The 16,883-nt window shown below is 66.4% G+C and carries 18 protein-coding genes; 10 read left to right on the forward strand and 8 right to left on the reverse strand.

The features are described from left to right. The first annotated feature begins 8 nt into the window (after window positions 1-8). Together BTN82_RS10365 and BTN82_RS10370 are read left to right on the forward strand one after the other, a co-directional pair. Window positions 9-1,121 (forward strand): succinylglutamate desuccinylase/aspartoacylase family protein, encoded by a 1,113-nt coding sequence (locus tag BTN82_RS10365; protein WP_075119030.1) that lies wholly within the window; start codon window positions 9-11, stop codon window positions 1,119-1,121. Between the two features lie 92 nt (window positions 1,122-1,213). Further along, window positions 1,214-1,930 (forward strand): alpha/beta hydrolase, encoded by a 717-nt coding sequence (locus tag BTN82_RS10370; protein WP_075119031.1) that lies wholly within the window; start codon window positions 1,214-1,216, stop codon window positions 1,928-1,930. 9 nt (window positions 1,931-1,939) lie between these two features. Here the strand turns inward: BTN82_RS10370 and BTN82_RS10375 are convergent, their stop codons facing one another. Beyond that, on the reverse strand, window positions 1,940-2,518 hold the full coding sequence (locus tag BTN82_RS10375; RefSeq protein WP_075119032.1) for a hypothetical protein: 579 nt from the start codon (window positions 2,516-2,518) through the stop codon (window positions 1,940-1,942). A 354-nt stretch (window positions 2,519-2,872) separates the two neighbouring features. Between BTN82_RS10375 and BTN82_RS10380 the strand changes: the two genes are divergently transcribed. From BTN82_RS10380 to BTN82_RS10395, 3 genes are all read left to right on the forward strand, one after another. Then, window positions 2,873-3,190: a hypothetical protein gene (locus tag BTN82_RS10380; protein WP_148169499.1), complete on the forward strand. Its 318-nt coding sequence runs from the start codon at window positions 2,873-2,875 to the stop codon at window positions 3,188-3,190. Beyond that, a complete protein-coding gene (locus tag BTN82_RS10385; protein ID WP_075119034.1) occupies window positions 3,166-4,014 on the forward strand; it encodes a hypothetical protein in 849 nt (282 codons plus the stop codon). The genes BTN82_RS10380 and BTN82_RS10385 overlap by 25 nt, the downstream gene beginning before the upstream one ends. Before the next feature lie 412 nt (window positions 4,015-4,426). Further along, window positions 4,427-5,746: an Nramp family divalent metal transporter gene (locus tag BTN82_RS10395; RefSeq protein ID WP_075119398.1), complete on the forward strand. Its 1,320-nt coding sequence runs from the start codon at window positions 4,427-4,429 to the stop codon at window positions 5,744-5,746. Between the two features lie 102 nt (window positions 5,747-5,848). Here BTN82_RS10395 and BTN82_RS10400 read toward each other — a convergent pair whose 3' ends face one another. The 4 genes from BTN82_RS10400 to glcD are packed head-to-tail and all read right to left on the reverse strand — an operon-like array spanning window position 5,849 to window position 10,094. Further along, window positions 5,849-6,250, reverse strand: a complete 402-nt coding sequence (locus BTN82_RS10400; protein ID WP_075119036.1) for a heme-binding protein — start codon at window positions 6,248-6,250, stop codon at window positions 5,849-5,851. A gap of 12 nt (window positions 6,251-6,262) precedes the next feature. Continuing rightward, window positions 6,263-7,513, reverse strand: coding sequence for a glycolate oxidase subunit GlcF (gene glcF, locus BTN82_RS10405; protein ID WP_075119037.1), 1,251 nt, complete (start codon window positions 7,511-7,513; stop codon window positions 6,263-6,265). 17 nt (window positions 7,514-7,530) lie between these two features. Further along, window positions 7,531-8,595, reverse strand: coding sequence for a glycolate oxidase subunit GlcE (gene glcE / locus BTN82_RS10410; RefSeq protein WP_075119038.1), 1,065 nt, complete (start codon window positions 8,593-8,595; stop codon window positions 7,531-7,533). Next, entirely contained in the window at window positions 8,595-10,094 is a 1,500-nt protein-coding gene (gene glcD / locus BTN82_RS10415; RefSeq protein WP_075119039.1) for a glycolate oxidase subunit GlcD, read from the reverse strand. Before glcD ends, glcE begins: the two co-directional genes overlap by 1 nt. 232 nt (window positions 10,095-10,326) lie before the next feature. Between glcD and glcC the strand changes: the two genes are divergently transcribed. Continuing rightward, window positions 10,327-11,091 (forward strand): transcriptional regulator GlcC, encoded by a 765-nt coding sequence (gene glcC, locus BTN82_RS10420; protein ID WP_075119040.1) that lies wholly within the window; start codon window positions 10,327-10,329, stop codon window positions 11,089-11,091. 103 nt (window positions 11,092-11,194) lie between these two features. Beyond that, window positions 11,195-11,365, forward strand: a complete 171-nt coding sequence (locus BTN82_RS10425; RefSeq protein ID WP_075119041.1) for a metallothionein — start codon at window positions 11,195-11,197, stop codon at window positions 11,363-11,365. Between the two features lie 47 nt (window positions 11,366-11,412). Here BTN82_RS10425 and BTN82_RS10430 read toward each other — a convergent pair whose 3' ends face one another. After that, a complete protein-coding gene (locus BTN82_RS10430) occupies window positions 11,413-11,640 on the reverse strand; it encodes a DUF6555 family protein (protein WP_075119042.1) in 228 nt (75 codons plus the stop codon). A 198-nt stretch (window positions 11,641-11,838) separates the two neighbouring features. Between BTN82_RS10430 and BTN82_RS10435 the strand changes: the two genes are divergently transcribed. From BTN82_RS10435 to BTN82_RS10445, 3 genes are all read left to right on the forward strand, one after another. Next, the gene (locus tag BTN82_RS10435; protein WP_075119043.1) at window positions 11,839-12,618 is read left to right on the forward strand and encodes an AraC family transcriptional regulator; all 780 of its coding nucleotides are present in this window, start codon (window positions 11,839-11,841) and stop codon (window positions 12,616-12,618) included. A 322-nt stretch (window positions 12,619-12,940) separates the two neighbouring features. Next, window positions 12,941-13,114 (forward strand): DUF1427 family protein, encoded by a 174-nt coding sequence (locus tag BTN82_RS10440; RefSeq protein ID WP_075119044.1) that lies wholly within the window; start codon window positions 12,941-12,943, stop codon window positions 13,112-13,114. A 39-nt stretch (window positions 13,115-13,153) separates the two neighbouring features. After that, window positions 13,154-14,110: a zinc-binding alcohol dehydrogenase family protein gene (locus BTN82_RS10445; protein ID WP_075119045.1), complete on the forward strand. Its 957-nt coding sequence runs from the start codon at window positions 13,154-13,156 to the stop codon at window positions 14,108-14,110. Between the two features lie 194 nt (window positions 14,111-14,304). Here the strand turns inward: BTN82_RS10445 and BTN82_RS10450 are convergent, their stop codons facing one another. Further along, window positions 14,305-15,348 carry a purine-nucleoside phosphorylase gene (locus BTN82_RS10450; protein WP_075119046.1) on the reverse strand — a complete coding sequence of 348 codons (1,044 nt, stop codon included), beginning with the start codon at window positions 15,346-15,348 and terminating at the stop codon, window positions 14,305-14,307. Between the two features lie 53 nt (window positions 15,349-15,401). Continuing rightward, window positions 15,402-16,382 (reverse strand): nucleoside-specific channel-forming protein Tsx, encoded by a 981-nt coding sequence (locus tag BTN82_RS10455; RefSeq protein WP_075119047.1) that lies wholly within the window; start codon window positions 16,380-16,382, stop codon window positions 15,402-15,404. Between the last annotated feature and the right edge of the window lie 501 nt (window positions 16,383-16,883).

The raw sequence follows: 16,883 nt of genomic DNA on the forward strand, positions 1-16,883 counted from the left end.
AGCCTTTCATGCAACGCATCGACCATAACCTGCCCTGGAGTCACCTGGGCACCCAGCGCCAGCTCAGCGTGTTCCGCTTCGGCAGCGGCAGCCGCAAGGTCTATATCCAGGCCAGCCTGCACGCCGACGAGTTGCCGGGCATGCGCACCGCCTGGGAGCTGAAAAAGCGCCTGGCCGAACTGGAAGCCCAGGGGCAGCTCAAGGGCGTGATCGAGCTGGTCCCGGTGGCCAACCCCATCGGCCTCGACCAGCACCTGCAAAGCAGCCACCTGGGGCGTTTCGAAAGCGGCAGCGGGAAGAACTTCAACCGCGCCTTCGTCGAACTCAGCGGCCCGGTGGGCGACCTGATCGGCCCGCGCCTGGGCAGCGACGCGACGGCCAACGTCGCCTTGATCCGCCAGACCATGGGCGAAGTCCTCGACGGCCTGCCGGCCCCGGCCTCGCAGCTCGAAGGCCTGCAACGCCTGCTGCTGCGCCATGCCTGCGACGCCGAGATCACCCTCGACCTGCACTGCGATTTCGAAGCGGCGATCCACCTCTACGCCTTGCCCCAGCACTGGCCGCAATGGCAGCCCCTGGCCGCGCGCCTGAAGGCCGGCGTGGCGCTGCTTTGCGAAGACTCTGGCGGCAGCTCGTTCGATGAGTCCTGCTCCACGCCGTGGCTGCGCCTGGCCCGGGACTTTCCCAAGGCGGCGATTCCCCCGGCCAACCTCGCCACCACCTTGGAATTGGGCAGCATGGGCGACACCCGGGTCGAACAGGCCCAGGCCAACAGCGAGGCGATCCTGGGCTTTCTCGCCGAGCAGGGTTTGATTGACGGACAGTGGCCCGCCACGCCGGACGCCTGTTGCGAGGGCATGCCGTTCGAGGGCACCCAATACCTGTTCGCCCCGCACCACGGGGTGGTCAGCTTCCTGCGCGAAGCCGGCGAATGGGTGGAGCGCGGCGACGCCATCTTCGAGGTGGTCGACCCGCTGCGGGACATCGTCAGCGTGGTGCGCGCCGCCACCAGCGGCGTGCTGTTCGCCCTGGACCGCAGCCGCTACACCGAGCCGGGCATCTGGCAGGCCAAGGTCGCCGGCCGCGAGCCGATCCGCAGCGGCAAGCTGACCAACGACTGAGCCCCCTGTAGGAGCGAGCTCGCTCGCGATGGCCGCTTGCGGCCCAAAGGATCAGGCAGTGCTTTCCCTCTGGAAAATTGAAGGACGTCCCCATGCTCAAGTTCCTGGCCCTGCTGACACTCTGCGTGGCGAGCGCCGTCCAGGCCCAGGACCGGCTGCACCACGACTTGCCGCTGCCCTACCTGGAACAGGCCCCGGCCGACTCCCGCGACCGGCCGCTGGTGATTTTCCTCCACGGCTACGGCAGCAACGAAGAGGACCTGTTCGGCCTCAAGGATTCGTTGCCGGCGGACTCCACCTACCTTTCGGTGCGGGCGCCGCAGACTGTGGAAGAGGGCAGTTACCAGTGGTTTCACAAGCAGGGCGAAGGGGCTTACGACGGGGTGACCGCCGAGCTGGCCGACAGCGCGCAACTGATTGGCGAGTTTGTCCGCCAGGCCATCGCCAAGTACCACACCCGCGCCGATCGGACGTTCCTGGTGGGATTCAGCCAAGGGGCGATCATGTCTTACGAGGTGGGGCTGCGCCATCCGCAGGCCGTCCGCGGGATCGCCGCGCTGAGCGGGAAGATCCTGCCGGTGCTGCGTTCGCAACTGACGTCGGGCAAGGGGTTGGAGCCGCTGGCGATCTTTATCGCCCATGGCACGGCGGACATGCGCCTGCCCTACAGCGACGGCTCCGAGGCCGCTGGCCTGTTGCGCGGGTTGGGCCTGCGGCCGCAGTTCCATGCCTACCCGGGCATCGGCCACACCATCAGCGCCAACGAGGTCCGGGACCTGAACCGCTGGTTGCTCAGCCTCGAGCCCTGAGCAGAGGGCTTATTGCTTGCCGACGATCTGGCCGATCAGCTTGTCGTGATTGGCCTTGTCGTTGATCCGCGAAATCACCTGCACCACCGCCATGCGGTTGCCCGAGCCGGCCAGCAGGGTCGAGCTCTGGGTCATGCCGCCGCCCTGGGTCGCGGTGCTGTCGACCTGACGCAGGCCGAGGCCGCGACGGGTCATGCTTTTCTCGCTCTGTTTGCTGAAGTCCGGCAGGGCCGCGGCCTGTTGCGAGAGGAACCCCGAGACCGCGTTATCGAGAAAGGCCGTGTCGTTGTCCTTGACCTGCTGCGCATCGGGGATGAGGTTCTCGGCGGCGATGACCACGGTCTTGGTGGCGGCGTTGGTGTACAGGGTGCCGGTGGCGCCGGCGGTGCCGCTGGCTTCGTCGCCGGCCGGCAGCGGGTTGGCGATAAACCCCTTGGGCAGGCTGAACGCGAACTTGCCGCCGAGCATCGAGACCTTCTCGAGCGCGGCGCTTTTTTTCGCCGGCTGGGCCGCGAACGCGCCCAGGGTACTGAAACCGGCCAGCGCTGCGAGGACCAGGATCGCGGCGGGTTTACCGAACAGGGACATGCAAAGACTCCAGTGGGCACGAAAGGCGCGCATCATCCCACGGCGCTTGCGCGGCACTCCAGCGCGATCTGGGGCTTCGGATAAAAGGCCGGCATTCGCGGCGTAGCGGCCTTGGCGGGGGCGAGCCGGGCAGGCTGCCGCGGGGCTCGAACCGACTTATTTCCTGGCGCTATTGACGACCGATCAAAACGTTCTAACCATCCCCGAGCCGCTAATGGCTAAAGAGTGGCCGACTGCTACTTTGGTGATATCAGACGGCAGTTGACCCGCACAAAGGCCTCTCGGGAGTCTTGGGATTCATGGCGCAAGGGGGCAGGCCGGGCTATGCGAATAACTCCATGTTGGGCGCCCTTGTTGTTGGTTTTCTTAAGCGTGCCCGGTTGTTTCAGTGTCGACGCACGCCGCTCCACCGAAGGGGCGACGTACTACCTGGGCCTGGTCAGGCTGACCTCCGATGAGCAGGACAACGTTCAGCGCAACGCCGTACAAAGCGTCGGGGCACGCATAAAGGACGGTTTCACGCTGGGCTACGTCGATGAGCGAAAGCTGCTGGTGCCCCGAGGCTGCCAGGTGATTGTGTTTGTCCGTACCGCGGAAGATTTGCAGCACGCCGATGCGCTTTTTAAAACGCTTAAGGGAGAAGGGCTATGCACGGTTCGGGATTCAGACTGATCGCTCTGTGCTTCGGGCTGGCGGGCCTGGCGGGCTGCTCGGGCCTGGGCAGCAATACCCTGGTGTTCGGCACGGACACCAAGGTCGCTCTGGATGTATCGGGGGATCCGGCCGGGCAGCCGTCCTTCACCCTGGGTTACAAACGGCGCGAAACGATCTGGCTGCCCTTGTCTTCCGGGAATTGGGGCTCACCGACCCATTTGTGCATCATGGACTCGAGCGGCAAGTTGCTGTGCGAGTCCGTCGCCAAGGAGCCCACCAGAGGTTCGCATGTCTGCGTCGAGATGCAGGACGCCAGCAAGGCTAATGCCTACACCTCGGGTAACCAGCCATTGCTCTGCGATTCGTCGGCCAATGTGCGGGGCCATCTCTACCAGGGCACGTCGGCGGACAATGCCCAAACGGATGCCTACTCGGTCATGGCCAGCTTTGGCCTGGACACCTACGGCGGAGACCGGACCGGCGCCAAGGTCGCCCAGTTCATCGCCACGGGCATCGCCGCGCGCAACCTGACCAGCAAGAGCGTCGCGCCGCTGATCAACCCTGAGTCCGCGACGCTGGGCGTTTCTCAAGAGGCGGTAGCGAAAACGAGCAAGTCCCAAAGTGAATACCTGGCCAACATTGCCAGTTACCTGCTCGTTTCAGACAAGGCCGATAAAGCCCGGCTGGATGCGTTGGGCGCCAAGATCAAGCTGAGCCCGGGCAGCCAGACCCTGTTCTCAAGTTATGCGGGACAAACCGAGGCGCAATTGAAGCTCAGCCTGAAGACTGAGTTCTCTTCCGATCTGGAAAAAATGGATAAGGCCCTGGAGGTCGAAGGATAAAATGACTCTATTTATCACGGTCCATTCAAGTCGCGCAGACGCTCAGGCATGGGCTGAGGCCAGGCTCCAGGAACTGCCGGGAGCGATACAGGTGCTGGCGCTCAATGGTCCTTATGCCAGGGTGACCCTGCATGACCATGTACAGAAGCCGCCGGCCGAGCTGGGGAGTGTCATGCATGCGCAATGCTGGGTACTGACGATGGGTACCCAGTAAGCGCAAGCCGCTTCGCTCAACGGGCGATGCTCGACAGGGCCTCGCGCGAACAAGCGGCACCGTCCCTGTAGGAGCGAGCTCGCTCGCGAAAAAACCTCCGGCTCGCCCTGGGCAATGGCCGAGCGTCCCGGGAGAGGCTTGGGTCGCCGCGCCGAAACCTCTAAGCTGGGCCTTCGTTCCAGCCTGCCGGATGCCCGCGTGAAATTCACCCTCCCGAAAATCGGTACCGCACCGTTCTGCCCACCGGAAGTCGCCGGCACCGTCGTGGTCGACCCCCAGGCGCCGCTGCTCAAGCGCCTCCTGCGTTTCGCCGGCCCCGGCCTGCTGATCTCCATCGGCTACATGGACCCTGGTAATTGGGCCACTGCCATCGAGGCCGGCTCGCGTTACGGCTACAACCTGCTGTTCGTGGTGCTGCTGGCGAGCCTGGCAGGCATGGCCGTGCAGTGCCTGTGTTCGCGCCTGGGTATCGCCACCGGGCGCGACCTGGCGCAGCTCTGCCGGCAGCGTTACAGCCCCCGCGCGGCGCGCACCCAATGGTTGCTGGCAGAGGTGTCGATCATCGCCACCGACCTTGCCGAAGTGCTGGGCTGCGCCCTGGCTTTCCACCTGCTGCTCGGGGTTTCGCTGACCACCGGGATCGTCATCACCGCCTTCGATACCCTGTTGATCCTGGCCCTGCAGAACCGCGGCTTCCGCCGGCTGGAGGCGATCATGCTGGTGCTGGTGGGCACCATCGGCCTGTGTTTCTTCGTCGAGCTGTTGCTGATCAAACCCTACTGGCCGGACGTGGCGCGCGGCTTCACGCCGTCGCTGGCGGCGATCAGCGACGCGGCGCCGCTGTACCTGGCGATCGGCATTCTCGGCGCCACCGTGATGCCGCATAACCTGTACCTGCACACCTCCATCGTGCAAACCCGCCTGGTGGGCCGGGACGAAGCCAGCCGGCGCGACGCGATCAAGCTGGCGCGCATCGACACCCTCGGTTCCCTGGCGCTGGCGCTGCTGGTCAACGCAGCGATCCTGATCCTCGCCGCCGCGGCTTTCCATGGCAGCGGGCACACCGAAGTGGTGGAGCTGCAGGACGCCTACCACCTGCTCGACCCGCTGGTGGGCGGGGCGCTGGCCAGCGTGCTGTTCGGCGTGGCCCTGCTGGCCTCGGGGCAGAGTTCGACCTTCACCGGGACCATCGCCGGCCAGGTGATCATGGAGGGCTACCTGAACCTGCGCCTGCCGTGCTGGCAGCGCCGCCTGATCACCCGCGGCCTGGCCCTGGTGCCGGCGTTCGTCGGCGTGTGGCTGCTGGGCGACGGCGCGGTGGGCCAGTTGCTGGTGCTGAGCCAGGTGGTGCTCAGCCTGCAACTGCCGTTCGCCCTGTACCCGCTGATCCGCATGACCGGCGACCGGCAACTGATGGGTGTGTTCGTCAACCGCTGGCCGACCCGGGTGCTGGCCTGGACTCTGTTCGCGGTCATCAGCGGGGCCAATGCCTGGTTGATTGCGCAGTGGGTGGTGTAGGGCTGGCGGGCCCTATCGTGAGCAAGCTCGCTCCTGCATGGACCGCGCAGAACCTTGTAGGAGCGAGCTTGCTCGCGATGGACCGCATAGCGGTCCCAATCTTCAATCCAATGCCTGCGCCGCGAACAGCGCCACCTGCGCATCCTGCCCGGACTTGACCCCGGACACCCCGACGGCGCCGATCACCTGGCCGTCGAAGCGCACCGGCACGCCACCTTCCAGCGAGGTCAGCAGCGGCGCCGAGAGAAACGCGCTGCGCCCGCCGTTGACCATCTCTTCGTACGCCCTGGACTCGCGGCGCCCGAGTGCGGCGGTGCGGGCTTTTTCCAGGGCGATGTAGGCGCTGATCGGCGCGCAACCGTCGAGACGTTCGAGGGCCAGCGGGTGGCCGCCGTCGTCGACGACAGCGATGCTCACGGCCCATTGGTTGCGTTCGGCCTCGTCGCGCGCGGCGATCAGGATGCGCTGGACTTCGCGTTGGCCCAGTACGGCTTTGCTGTGCATGGCGTGCTCCTTTCAGGGGGTAGGGGGATGCGAGGCGGGGCTCGACGGCGGCAGGGCGGCCTCGACCAGTTCGATCCAGTGCCGCACCGGGGTCCGGCCGGCGCCGTCGAGGTGGGTCTGGCAGCCGATATTGGCGGTGACGATAACCTCGGGCCGGCCGCTTTCCAGGGCATTGAGCTTGTTGTTGCGCAGTTGGCGCGCCAGTTCGGGCTGGGTCAGCGAGTAGGTGCCCGCCGAGCCGCAACACAGGTGGCTGTCGGGCACGTCCGTGAGTTCGAAACCCAGGCGCTTGAGCACGGCTTCCACCGCGCCGCCGAGCTTTTGCGCGTGTTGCAGGCTGCACGGGCAGTGGAAGGCCAGGCGCCGGTCGCAGCGGGCCTGCAGTTGCTCCAGCGGTTCGTCGCGCAGCACTTGCACCAGGTCCCGGGCCAGGGCGCTGACCCGCTTGGCCTTGGCCGCATACCGTGGATCGTGGGCCAGCAGGTGGCCGTAATCCTTGATAAAGGCGCCGCAGCCGCTGGCGGTCTGGACGATGGCTTCGGCGCCGTTTTCCAGGTGCGGCCACCAGGCGTCGATAGTGTTCCGGGCCCGGTCGAGGCCGGCTTCTTGAGCGTCCAGGTGATAGTCCACGGCGCCGCAACAGCCGGCTTCGCTCACGGCTCGCACGGCGATGCCCAGGCGGTCGAGGACCCGTGCCGTCGCCGCGTTGGTGTTGGGCGACAGGCTCGCTTGCACACAGCCTTCCAGTAGCAACACATGCCGCGCGTGGGCCGTGGCCGGGCGCGCCTTGGCTGGCGGTACCTGGCGTGGCAGTTTGTTCTGCACGGCGGCCGGCAACCACGGACGCAACGTGGTGCCGCTGCCGAGCAGCGCCTTGAACAGCGTAGGGTTCGGCGCCAGGGCGCGCAGGCCCTGGCGCAGCAGGCGCTGGCCGAGAGGACGCGGCACGCTGGCGTCGACCACGGCGCGGCCGATGTCCAGCAGGTTGTGGTAATCGACCCCGGACGGGCAGGTGGTTTCGCAGTTGCGGCACGACAGGCAGCGGTCCAGGTGCAACTGGGTCTTGGCGGTGGCCGGCTGGCCTTCCAGTACTTGCTTGATCAGGTAGATGCGCCCTCGGGGCCCATCCAGCTCGTCGCCCAGCAGTTGGTAGGTGGGGCAGGTGGCGTTGCAGAAGCCGCAGTGCACACAGCTGCGCAGGATGCTTTCGGCTTCGGCGGCGCGGGGCAATTGGCGCGCCTGTTCGCTCAGGGTGGTTTGCATGGGTGAGCGTGCTCCGTTCAGATCTCGGCGTACATCCGGCCGGGGTTGAAGAGCCCTTGCGGGTCCAGTTGCGCCTTGAGCTGGCGGTGGTAGCGCAGCAGCGGCGCCGGCAGCGGCTGGAACGGGCTGTCGAGCAGGCCATGGGTGTAGCAGGTGGCATGGCCGCCGACGCGCTCGACGCGTTCGTGGATACGTTGCGCCGGGGCGGCGGACTTGAGCCAGCGCTGGGCGCCGGCCCAATCGATCAATTGCTCGCCCGGCAGCTCCAGGGGACCGGTGTTATGGGGCAGCGACAGGCGCCACAGCGGCAGGCCTTCGTCGAAGAACGCCAGGCGCTGCTCGTTCAGGTCGCTCCAGTAAGCGCTGTGCAGCGCTTCGCCGCCGAGACGGTCGCGGGCCGCGGCCACCGAACCTTCGCCGCCCTCCAGGCGCACATTCAGGCACCGCCCATCGTGGCTGGCGGCGCTGATGGGCAGCGGCTGCTGGCCCCATTCGGCGAGCTTGGCCAGGGCCTTGGCGCTGTCCATTTCCAGGCTCAGGCTCACGCATCGGCGCGGTTTGGGCAGGACCTTGAGCGACACTTCGGTGAGCACCCCGAGGCAACCGTAGCTGCCCGCCAGCAAGCGCGAGAGGTCGTAGCCGGCGACGTTTTTCATCACCTCGCCGCCAAAGCGCAGGTGCTGGCCGGTGCCGCTGATCAGCCGGGTGCCGAGGACGAAATCGCGCACCGAACCGGCCCACGGCCGGCGGGGCCCGGACAGGCCGCTGGCGACCATGCCGCCGACGGTGGCGCCCTCGCCGAAGGCCGGCGGTTCGCAGGCCAGCATCTGCCCGGCGGCGTCCAGCGCGGCCAGCAGTTCGTTGAGCGGCGTGCCGGCGCGTGCCGTCACCACCAGTTCGGTCGGGTCGTAGCTGACGATGCCGCGATGGGCGCGGGTGTCGAGCACCTCGCCGGCGCCGATACGGCCGAGAAAGGCCTTGCTGTTGCCGCCCTGGATCAGCAGCGGCGTGTTGCCGGCCAGGGCCTGTTCGACCTGTTCTTGCAGCGCGGCGCTGGCGTCGTGGTCCATGGGGGCCGTCATCAGAAACGCTCCAGGTCGGGGAAGGGCAACTGCCCGGCGTGCACGTGCATGGCGCCGAATTCGGCGCAGCGGTGCAGGGTCGGGACGTTCTTGCCGGGATTGAGCAGGCCGCTGGGGTCGAAGGCGCGCTTGACCGCGTGGAACAGGCTCAACTCGTCGCCGTTGAACTGAGCGCACATCTGGTTGATTTTCTCGCGGCCGACTCCGTGTTCGCCGGTGATGCTGCCGCCGACCGCCACGCACAGTTCGAGGATCTTGCCGCCCAGGGCTTCGGCGCGGTCCAGCTCGCCGGGCCGGTTGGCGTCGAACAGAATCAGCGGGTGCATGTTGCCGTCACCGGCGTGGAACACATTGGCCACCCGCAGCCCGTATTCGGCGGACAGCGCGGCGATGGCCTTGAGCACCCCCGGCAACTCGCGCCGCGGGATGGTGCCGTCCATGCAGTAGTAGTCCGGCGACAACCGGCCCACCGCCGGGAAAGCGTTCTTGCGCCCGGCCCAGAAGCGCACTCGTTCGGCTTCGTCGCGGGCCTGGCGGACTTCGGTGGCGCCGGCCCGCTCGAGCACCGCGCGGACCCGCTCGCAGTCGTCGTGGACATCGGCTTCGACGCCGTCCAGCTCGCACAGCAGGATGGCCTCGGCGTCCACCGGGTAGCCGGCGTGGATAAAGTCCTCGGCGGCGCGCAGCGCCAGGTTGTCCATCATTTCCAGGCCGCCGGGGATGATGCCGGCGGCGATGATCTGGGCCACCGCGCGCCCGGCCTGTTCGACCGAGGCGAAGGCCGCCAGCAGCACCTTGGCCAGCGGCGGGCGGGGCAGCAGCTTGACCGTGACCTCGGTGATGATGCCCAGCAGCCCCTCGGAGCCGGTGAACAGCGCCAGCAGGTCGAAACCCGGGGTATCGAGGGCGTCGCTGCCCAGGGTCAGGCGTTCGCCCTCGACGCTTAAGATCTCCACCTTGAGCAGGTTGTGCACGGTCAGGCCGTACTTCAGGCAATGCACGCCGCCGGCGTTTTCCGCGACGTTGCCGCCGATGGAGCAGGCGATCTGCGACGACGGGTCGGGGGCGTAGTACAGGCCGAACGGCGTGGCGGCCTGGGAGATCGCCAGGTTGCGCACCCCGGGCTGGACCCGCGCGGTGCGGGCGGCAGGGTCGATATGCAGGATCCGGTTAAAGCGCGCCATCACCAGCAGCACGCCGCTTTCCAGGGGCAGGGCGCCGCCGGACAAACCGGTGCCAGCACCACGGGCGACCACTGGCACGCGGCGCTCGTGGCAGATCCGCAGCAGCGTCTGCACCTGCTCGATCTCGCGCGGCAGGGCCACCAGCAGCGGTGTGCTGCGATAGGCCGAGAGGCCATCGCATTCGTAGGGCTTGAGGTCTTCGGCCTGATGCAACAGGTCGAGGTCGGGCAACTGCTCGCGCAGGGCCTTGAGCAGCGCGTTTTTGTCGACCCTGGGCAGGGCGCCGTCGACGCGTTCGTCGTAGAGGATATTCATCGGTTGTCAGCGACCCCAGCATTGTTTTTATGGGCGGTCGGCGGGCGGGCCGCGCTGTTGCATGATTGGCCCGGCTGGCCTTACTGTCCACGGGGCCGGGTGCTGGTCGAACCAGTTTGTTGCGCCGGGCGTGCCTGGATTTCTATAAAAATAGCGGTATTTCAAAGGGATGGCGGCAAGTTCCGGGCGAACGGGTTTTTACCGGATGGCTGGTCATACCAGTGGAGGGCGCATGCACAAGAACGATTCGGGCCGGCACCAGGTGGCGGATGTGGTCTGCGAGCGCATCGAGCGATTGATCGTCGACGGCGTGTTGAAAACCGGTCAGTTGCTGCCCTCGGAGCGCCGGCTCACGGAAAAGCTCGGGGTGTCGCGCACGGCCCTGCGCGAGGGCCTGAAGCTGTTGCGGGCGCGGGGCATCATCGAGACCGAACAGGGTAAGGGTTCCTTTGTCGCCCAGCTGTCGGGGCAGGGCCCGCCCTCGGCGCTGATGCACCTGTTCAGCTCCCAGCCGCGCACCCTCTACGACCTGTTCGAGGTGCGCAGCCTGCTGGAGGGCGAGTCGGCGCGGCTGGCGGCGCTGCGCGGCACCGACGCCGATTTCGTGCTGATCGGTCGTGCCTACCAGGCGCTGCTGGATGCTCACGACCAGACCCTGGAGGCCTCGGCCCACGCCCGGCTGGACCACGCGTTCCACTTGGCGATCTGCGAGGCCTCGCACAACCCGGTACTGGTGCAGACCCTGCGCTCGCTGACCGACTTGCTGCTCAATTCGGTGTTCGCCTCGGTCAACAACCTCTATCACCGCCAGGCGCAGAAACGCCAGATCGACCGCCAGCACGCGCGGCTCTACAACGCCGTCACCGGGCGCCTGCCGGAACAGGCGCGCAAGGCGGCCATCGCGCATATCCAGGGGATCTGCGACAACCTGCGGGAAATCGAAAACGAGGAGCAGCGCCTGGTGCGCGCCACGTTGCGGCTGGAAGGGTGGAACTGAGGCCTGGGCGAGCGCAAACCCGTGGCGGCGCCGGGCAGTCACTACACTGCTAGAGGCGCGGTAGCCATCGCGCCGTCGACGACCACCACAAAGGAGTCATCCCATGTCCAACCAGACCTGTGCCTGCCCGAGTTGCACCTGCAAGGTCGGGCCCCATGCCGTCGTGCGTCACGGCAAACACTACTGTTGCCAGGCCTGCGCCAACCACCACGCCAACGGCGAACCCTGCGCGTCCACCGAAGGCTGCGGCTGCGCCAAGGGCGCGCACCACTGAAGGCCCGATCACCCTGGCCGCCGAGGCGGGCAGGGTGAACCCGGCGTTCAGGTCGAGGGCCGCCAGGTGACGTTCTCGATGCCGAATTTCTCCGCCAGGGGCTTGCTGGTCTTCTTCACCCGCTCCAGGCCGAAACGGCCGATGCGGCCGAGGCCGGCGTCGCAACTGGCCCAGTGCCAGGCCTCGGCGTTGTCCATTTTTTCCGAGCGGATGATGAAAGACTTCGGTGCGCCGTGCAGGGTGTAGTCGATGACGAAAAGTTTTGCGTTGTTCATAGAGCCTCTGATCCTCCCTGTGATGGTTTAGTGACCCACAGGGTTTGGAAAAAATTCATTCGGATTGTCGAGCGGGATGACTGGCGGCAGGGCCGGCGGACGAGGTTGACCGGCTTGCGGTGGCGGTGCGCGTTCGCGGTTTTCCGGGCGCCGCGGCGCGGTTAACATGGGCCCTCCCGTTCGACGACGATGCCCGCCATGGCCCTTGCCGCACCCCCCGACCTGAGCGATACCGATGTGCCGGTGCAACCCCTGGCGCGTACCTACCCGCGCGGTTTGTTCATCGAGCCCCACGAACATGCCTGGGGCCAATTGCTGTACGCCATGAGCGGGGTGATGTGGGTCGAGACGCCGAACGAGGCGCTGGTCGTACCGCCGCAACGGGCGGTGTGGTTGCCGCCGGGCGTGCCCCACGGGATTCGCGTGGTCAGCGACCTGCAGATGCGCAATATCTACCTGCGCCCGTGCCTGGCGGCGACCCTCGACAGCCAGGTGCAGGTACTGCAGGTGGACAACCTGCTGCGCGAGCTGATCGTGCGGCTGGTGGAGCAGGTCGCCGCGCCGCAGCCCGACTACTACGAGGCGCTGGTGGGCCTGGCGCTGCTGGAACTCAAGCGCGCGCGGCGCTCGCACTTGAAGATCGTCCTGCCGGACAGCTCCGACCGGCGCCTGATCAGCCTGTGCCAGGCGGTGATGGCCGCGCCGTCCCTGGACATTCCCTTCGAGCGCCATGCCGAGGCGGCGGGCGCCAGCGTGCGGACCCTGGCGCGGTTGTTCAAGGAGGGCCTGGGCATGGGGTTCGCCGAATGGCGCCGCCAGGTGCAACTGGCCACGGCCGCCGCGGAGCTGATCCAGGGCGTGCCGGTCAGCCGCATCGCCCGCGAGTTGGGCTACGCCCCCGGCAGTTTCAGCGACATGTTCCGCCGCGAACTGGGGCTGGCGCCGTCGCAATATGCCGCCGGTGAAGCTCGCGCCTGAACCCCGCGTCATCCCTGCCGTCGCGATTATCCTGACCGACCGCGTTCTCAGGTTTTGCGCCTGCTGCGTCGGAATGCCGCCCAAGTCGATCGCAGCCTCGCGGGGCTCGGCAGCGGCTACAGGGGCGGCGCTGGGCTTTGTGTAGCCGCTGCCGCAGGCTGCGTACGGCCCGCAGGGCAGCGGCGAGCTCAAGACCGCTGAAGGCCCTGCAGATTGGCCGAAATCCTGAAGTGCTTGGCCGGTTGCCGAGGACGGCGCTCCCTAGACTCCCGGCATGCCCAATCGGCGCCGTTCAAGCACGGCGCCCTGCACGGAGTCCGTCATGAATTACCTGATTTCCCTGGCGATCGGCCTTGGCGTCGGCCTGCTCTACGGCGCCCTGGACGTTCGCTCGCCGGCGCCGCCGGCCATCGCCCTGGTGGGCCTGCTGGGCATGCTCGCCGGCGAACAGTTGTGGCCCATGGGCCGGCAGCTGGTGAGCGGCTGGCTGTCTTGAACCCCTTGCTGTCTTTTATCCCCGTTGATGGAGGTGCCGATGCACGCCCTGCAATTTTCCAAGACCGGCGATCTTTCCTCGCTGCACTACGTCGAGGTGCCGACCCCGGTGCCGGCGGCCGATCAGGTGCTGGTGCGGATCAAGGCCGCGGGCCTCAACCCCAGCGATGTGAAGAACGTGCTCGGGCGCTTTCCCTACACCACCTTGCCGCGCATTCCCGGGCGCGACTTTGCCGGGGTGGTGGTGGAGGGGCCGCAGGCGCTGCTGGGCCAGGAAGTCTGGGGCACCGGTAAGGAGCTGGGTTTCTATGCCGACGGCGCCCATGCCCAATACGTGGTGCTGTCGGCCAAGGGCGTGGCGCATAAACCCACGCACTTGAGCTTCGCCCAGGCCGCCAGCCTCGGCGTGCCTTACACCACCGCCTGGGATGCCCTGGAACGCAGCGGGGTGAACGCTGGCACCACGCTGTTGGTGATCGGCGGCGGCGCGGTGGGCAATGCCGCGTTGGCCCTGGCGAAGGTTCGCGGGGCCCGGGTGCTGGCCGCCGCGCGCCGTCCGGAGCAGGTCCAGGCCTTGCAGGCGCAAGGGTTCCAGGCCTTGCAGCTGGATAAACCGGAAACCCTGGGCGCGCAGGTCAATGAGGTGTTCGCGGGCGGCGCCGAGGTGATCTTCGACACCACCGGCTTCTGGCTGCCGGCCGCGGTCGCGGCGCTGGCGCCGTTCGGCCGCATCGCCATCATCGCCGCGCCGGTGGACGGCCACGTGCAATTGCCGGCCCTGGCCCTGTATCGCAAGGGTGGCTCGGTGGTGGGGATCAACTCGTTGCTGTACGGCGTGCAGGCCTGCGCGGCGATGCTCGAGCAGTTCGGGCGCTTCTTCGACCAGGGGTTGCTGCCGTTGCCGCAGGGGTTGCTGGAGTCGCCGCTGGAGCAGGGCGTCGCGCGTTATCACGAGGTCAACGCGGGTAGCGGCGAGAAGGTGATCCTGCTGCCGTAAGGCAAGCGCAGCGTTCTGTAGCCGCTGCCGAAGGCTGCGCAAGGTCCGAAGGACCTCGGCGGGTCGGTAATCGCTGCGCCCCTTCGGGTCGATCGCAGCCTGCGGCAGCGGCTACAGGTGGGCCGGTGTGCCTCCTGTTAGGAGCGATGGCGTCGGCCCGGGCAACCCGCTCATGAAGGTCGCCGGGCCTGCGATCAGGCCTCGGGCACGCCGTTCTCCCATGCCGACCAGTTCTTGAGGATGTCCTGCACCAGCGGATTACCGGTGCGATAGAGGTTTTCCAGGGCCGGGACGAAACCGCCCTGGTCGGCGTACTTGAGCAGGTTGTCGACCTCGCTGCCGCCCGGTTCGGGGCGGTCGAAGTCGGAGCCGGCGCGCACCACCGCCAGGCGCTGGATGTCCACCCGGCCTTCGCGGCTGGCACGCAGCAGGGCCTCGAAGGTCGAGTTGTCTTCCTGCTGGGTGGTGCAGTACTCGCCCTTGTTGTCGGTCAGCAGGCGGGCCCAGGTTTCGGCCCGCTCGCTCAGGCGCGTGCCGGAAAACCAGGTGTTGCCCGCCAGGGTGTCGCACTGGGTCACCACCGGCGGCTGGTTGGCCGGCGCCGCCGGGTACTTGAGGCGCCAGGCCGCCGATTCCTTGCTTTCGCTCAGGGCCACATGGCGCGACAGGGCGAACGCCTTGGCCTGCAGTTTCGGGTTGAGCTCGAAGACCTCGGTCTTGTAGTCCAGCGGCGGTTTCTCGTTCGGCCCCTTGGTGTTGATCCCCAGGTAGCCGGTCGGCCAGTCCTTGGGCGCATCGCGCGAATCCAGCTCCCACTGGGTGCCGAATTCCACCAGGTAATGGGCCCAGGCGGCGGTGCCGATGGTCCCGTGTTTCGGGCTGATGCCGGCGATCCCGGCGACCAGGAAATAACTTTTGCGCAGGTCGAACTGCGGCGACAGGGCCAGGGCCAGGGTCGAGGCCGCGGCATTGGTCTGGCCCATGCCGGTGACGAGCAGGCAGACCTCCTTGTCGTTGCAACGAATGACCGGATATTCCGCGGACAGGCCCGGTACGCGCACTTGTTTTTTCAGCTCCAGGCGCTCGACCCAGTGCTGGGCCTCGGGGGCGAACATGGTGATCAGCATCACCTTGGGTCTGATCGGCGCGGACGCCGTTTCGGTCGCCCAGGCGCCGCAGGAAAGCAGGGTGCTGGCAGCCAGGCCAACCGACAGGGAAAGACGGGTCATTGCATTCATAAAACCTCCATGGCTCTTAACGTATGGCTTGGCGCTTGAAGCTCGCCGCTGCATTAAAACTGATAACCGATACCCGCGTAGTAACCCCAGCCGTTGGAACGGGCGCGGAAATCGCCGTCGCCGAAATTCAGCTCGCTGCCGTCCTGCCAGTTGCCGCCGTTGTGGAAGTAGCGGCCGACCAGGGTGAAGCGCAGGTGGGTGAAGGAGTACAGCAGCACGTTGGTGGCCACCGTGGCGTTGGCGGTACGGGCCGGGTTGTCGTTGTGCAGGTCGGAGCCGAAATCGAAGTTGGTGAAGCCGATGTAGGTCAGCGAGGCGCCGTTGCTGAAGGTGTCGATGGGCACGATGTATTTGAGTTGGGCGCGGTAGCCGTCCCACGAATACTCGTTGCTGGCGCCGTAGTTTTCCCACTGGTAGCGGCCGTAGAAGTTGGCCGACAGGTTGACCCGCGAATGGGTGTCGATGTCGGTGCCCAGGCCGCTGTACAAGGTGTTGGCGCGGTTGGCGCTGTTGCTGCCGTGGTCGTAGATCCAGTCGAAGGCCACGTACCACTCCTTGAACGGGCCGATGGCCAGGCTGCGCCCGGCGAGGTAGTCGATGGAGATCCGCGGTTCGTGCTCCATGAACAGCGGCGAGCCATGGTCCCACGCGCCTTTGTCATGGCTGTTGCCGATGCCGAGGATCTTCGGCACGTCGATATAGCCGTACAGTTCGAACGGCCCCTTGCGCCCGAAGTACTCGTATTCCAGGTAGACGTCGTCGGCCGGCTGCGGGCCGAAACTGATGTCCTTGCTACCGATCAGGGTCAGGTCCTGGTTGTACCAGTCCGACAGATACGCCCCTTTCTTGGGCGGGCTGGCCTCCGGGCTGAGGGTTTCGCCCTGGGCCGAGTCATCGACGCCGGTGTTCTGGGGGGCGCCGGGGAGGTTTTCCCGGGCCTGGGCAGCGCTGCTGAGTACTCCCGTAACGGCGCTCAGTAGCAGGGAAACAGCCAGCGTGCGACAGGACGCCGAGGAAGAAAGAGGTCGATGCATTGAAAATCCCTGTTCGTGCAATAAAAAGCCAAGGCTGGCCGGGTTGAGGCGAACGTGCACGGATTGTCCGGACAATAAGTTCGCGCAAACGTTTGCATATGCTGTACCAACCTTGGCCGCCCGCACGAAAAATGTTCTGCAGTCAGCCTGTTCCGACCGATTGATGTTCAGTGGTTTCGCAAATCGTCGAACGGCAAGGGGGGAGGGTAGGCAGCGGGGTAATTGTGAAGAAACGTGTCTGTTTTGATAAGGCTTAAAATATTCAACTTATTGATATTTAAGTATTTATTGGATTTTATCGGCGTTTTTTCAGTCAATTCTTACCATAGTATTAATGCTATTTAATCCCCGCCGCACGCTCAAAGCTCGTCTAGGTTTCTGGCACGGAGCACATTTCGCCACGGTCAGGTATTCGAAGTCAGTGCGTGTGGATTCAAGACGTTTTCGAGCGAGCGCTACACGCATTCATGGATGAACGGCTTGGCCCCTTAACAAGGAGTT

Origin of the sequence: Pseudomonas chlororaphis, from assembly GCF_001921865.1 — a bacterium.
GTDB classification, from domain to species: Bacteria; Pseudomonadota; Gammaproteobacteria; order Pseudomonadales; family Pseudomonadaceae; genus Aquipseudomonas; species Aquipseudomonas chlororaphis_D.

Bases quoted from the DNA above. Each gene is read 5' to 3' on its own strand.
- BTN82_RS10365 (WP_075119030.1), top strand. From the start codon at position 9: ATGCAACGCATCGACCATAACCTGCCCTGGAGTCACCTGGGCACCCAG.
- BTN82_RS10370 (WP_075119031.1), top strand. From the start codon at position 1,214: ATGCTCAAGTTCCTGGCCCTGCTGACACTCTGCGTGGCGAGCGCCGTC.
- BTN82_RS10375 (WP_075119032.1), bottom strand. From the start codon at position 2,518: ATGTCCCTGTTCGGTAAACCCGCCGCGATCCTGGTCCTCGCAGCGCTG.
- BTN82_RS10385 (WP_075119034.1), top strand. From the start codon at position 3,166: ATGCACGGTTCGGGATTCAGACTGATCGCTCTGTGCTTCGGGCTGGCG.
- BTN82_RS10400 (WP_075119036.1), bottom strand. From the start codon at position 6,250: ATGCACAGCAAAGCCGTACTGGGCCAACGCGAAGTCCAGCGCATCCTG.
- glcF (WP_075119037.1), bottom strand. From the start codon at position 7,513: ATGCAAACCACCCTGAGCGAACAGGCGCGCCAATTGCCCCGCGCCGCC.
- glcE (WP_075119038.1), bottom strand. From the start codon at position 8,595: ATGACGGCCCCCATGGACCACGACGCCAGCGCCGCGCTGCAAGAACAG.
- glcD (WP_075119039.1), bottom strand. From the start codon at position 10,094: ATGAATATCCTCTACGACGAACGCGTCGACGGCGCCCTGCCCAGGGTC.
- glcC (WP_075119040.1), top strand. From the start codon at position 10,327: ATGCACAAGAACGATTCGGGCCGGCACCAGGTGGCGGATGTGGTCTGC.
- BTN82_RS10425 (WP_075119041.1), top strand. From the start codon at position 11,195: ATGTCCAACCAGACCTGTGCCTGCCCGAGTTGCACCTGCAAGGTCGGG.
- BTN82_RS10430 (WP_075119042.1), bottom strand. From the start codon at position 11,640: ATGAACAACGCAAAACTTTTCGTCATCGACTACACCCTGCACGGCGCA.
- BTN82_RS10435 (WP_075119043.1), top strand. From the start codon at position 11,839: ATGGCCCTTGCCGCACCCCCCGACCTGAGCGATACCGATGTGCCGGTG.
- BTN82_RS10440 (WP_075119044.1), top strand. From the start codon at position 12,941: ATGAATTACCTGATTTCCCTGGCGATCGGCCTTGGCGTCGGCCTGCTC.
- BTN82_RS10445 (WP_075119045.1), top strand. From the start codon at position 13,154: ATGCACGCCCTGCAATTTTCCAAGACCGGCGATCTTTCCTCGCTGCAC.
- BTN82_RS10450 (WP_075119046.1), bottom strand. From the start codon at position 15,348: ATGAATGCAATGACCCGTCTTTCCCTGTCGGTTGGCCTGGCTGCCAGC.
- BTN82_RS10455 (WP_075119047.1), bottom strand. From the start codon at position 16,382: ATGCATCGACCTCTTTCTTCCTCGGCGTCCTGTCGCACGCTGGCTGTT.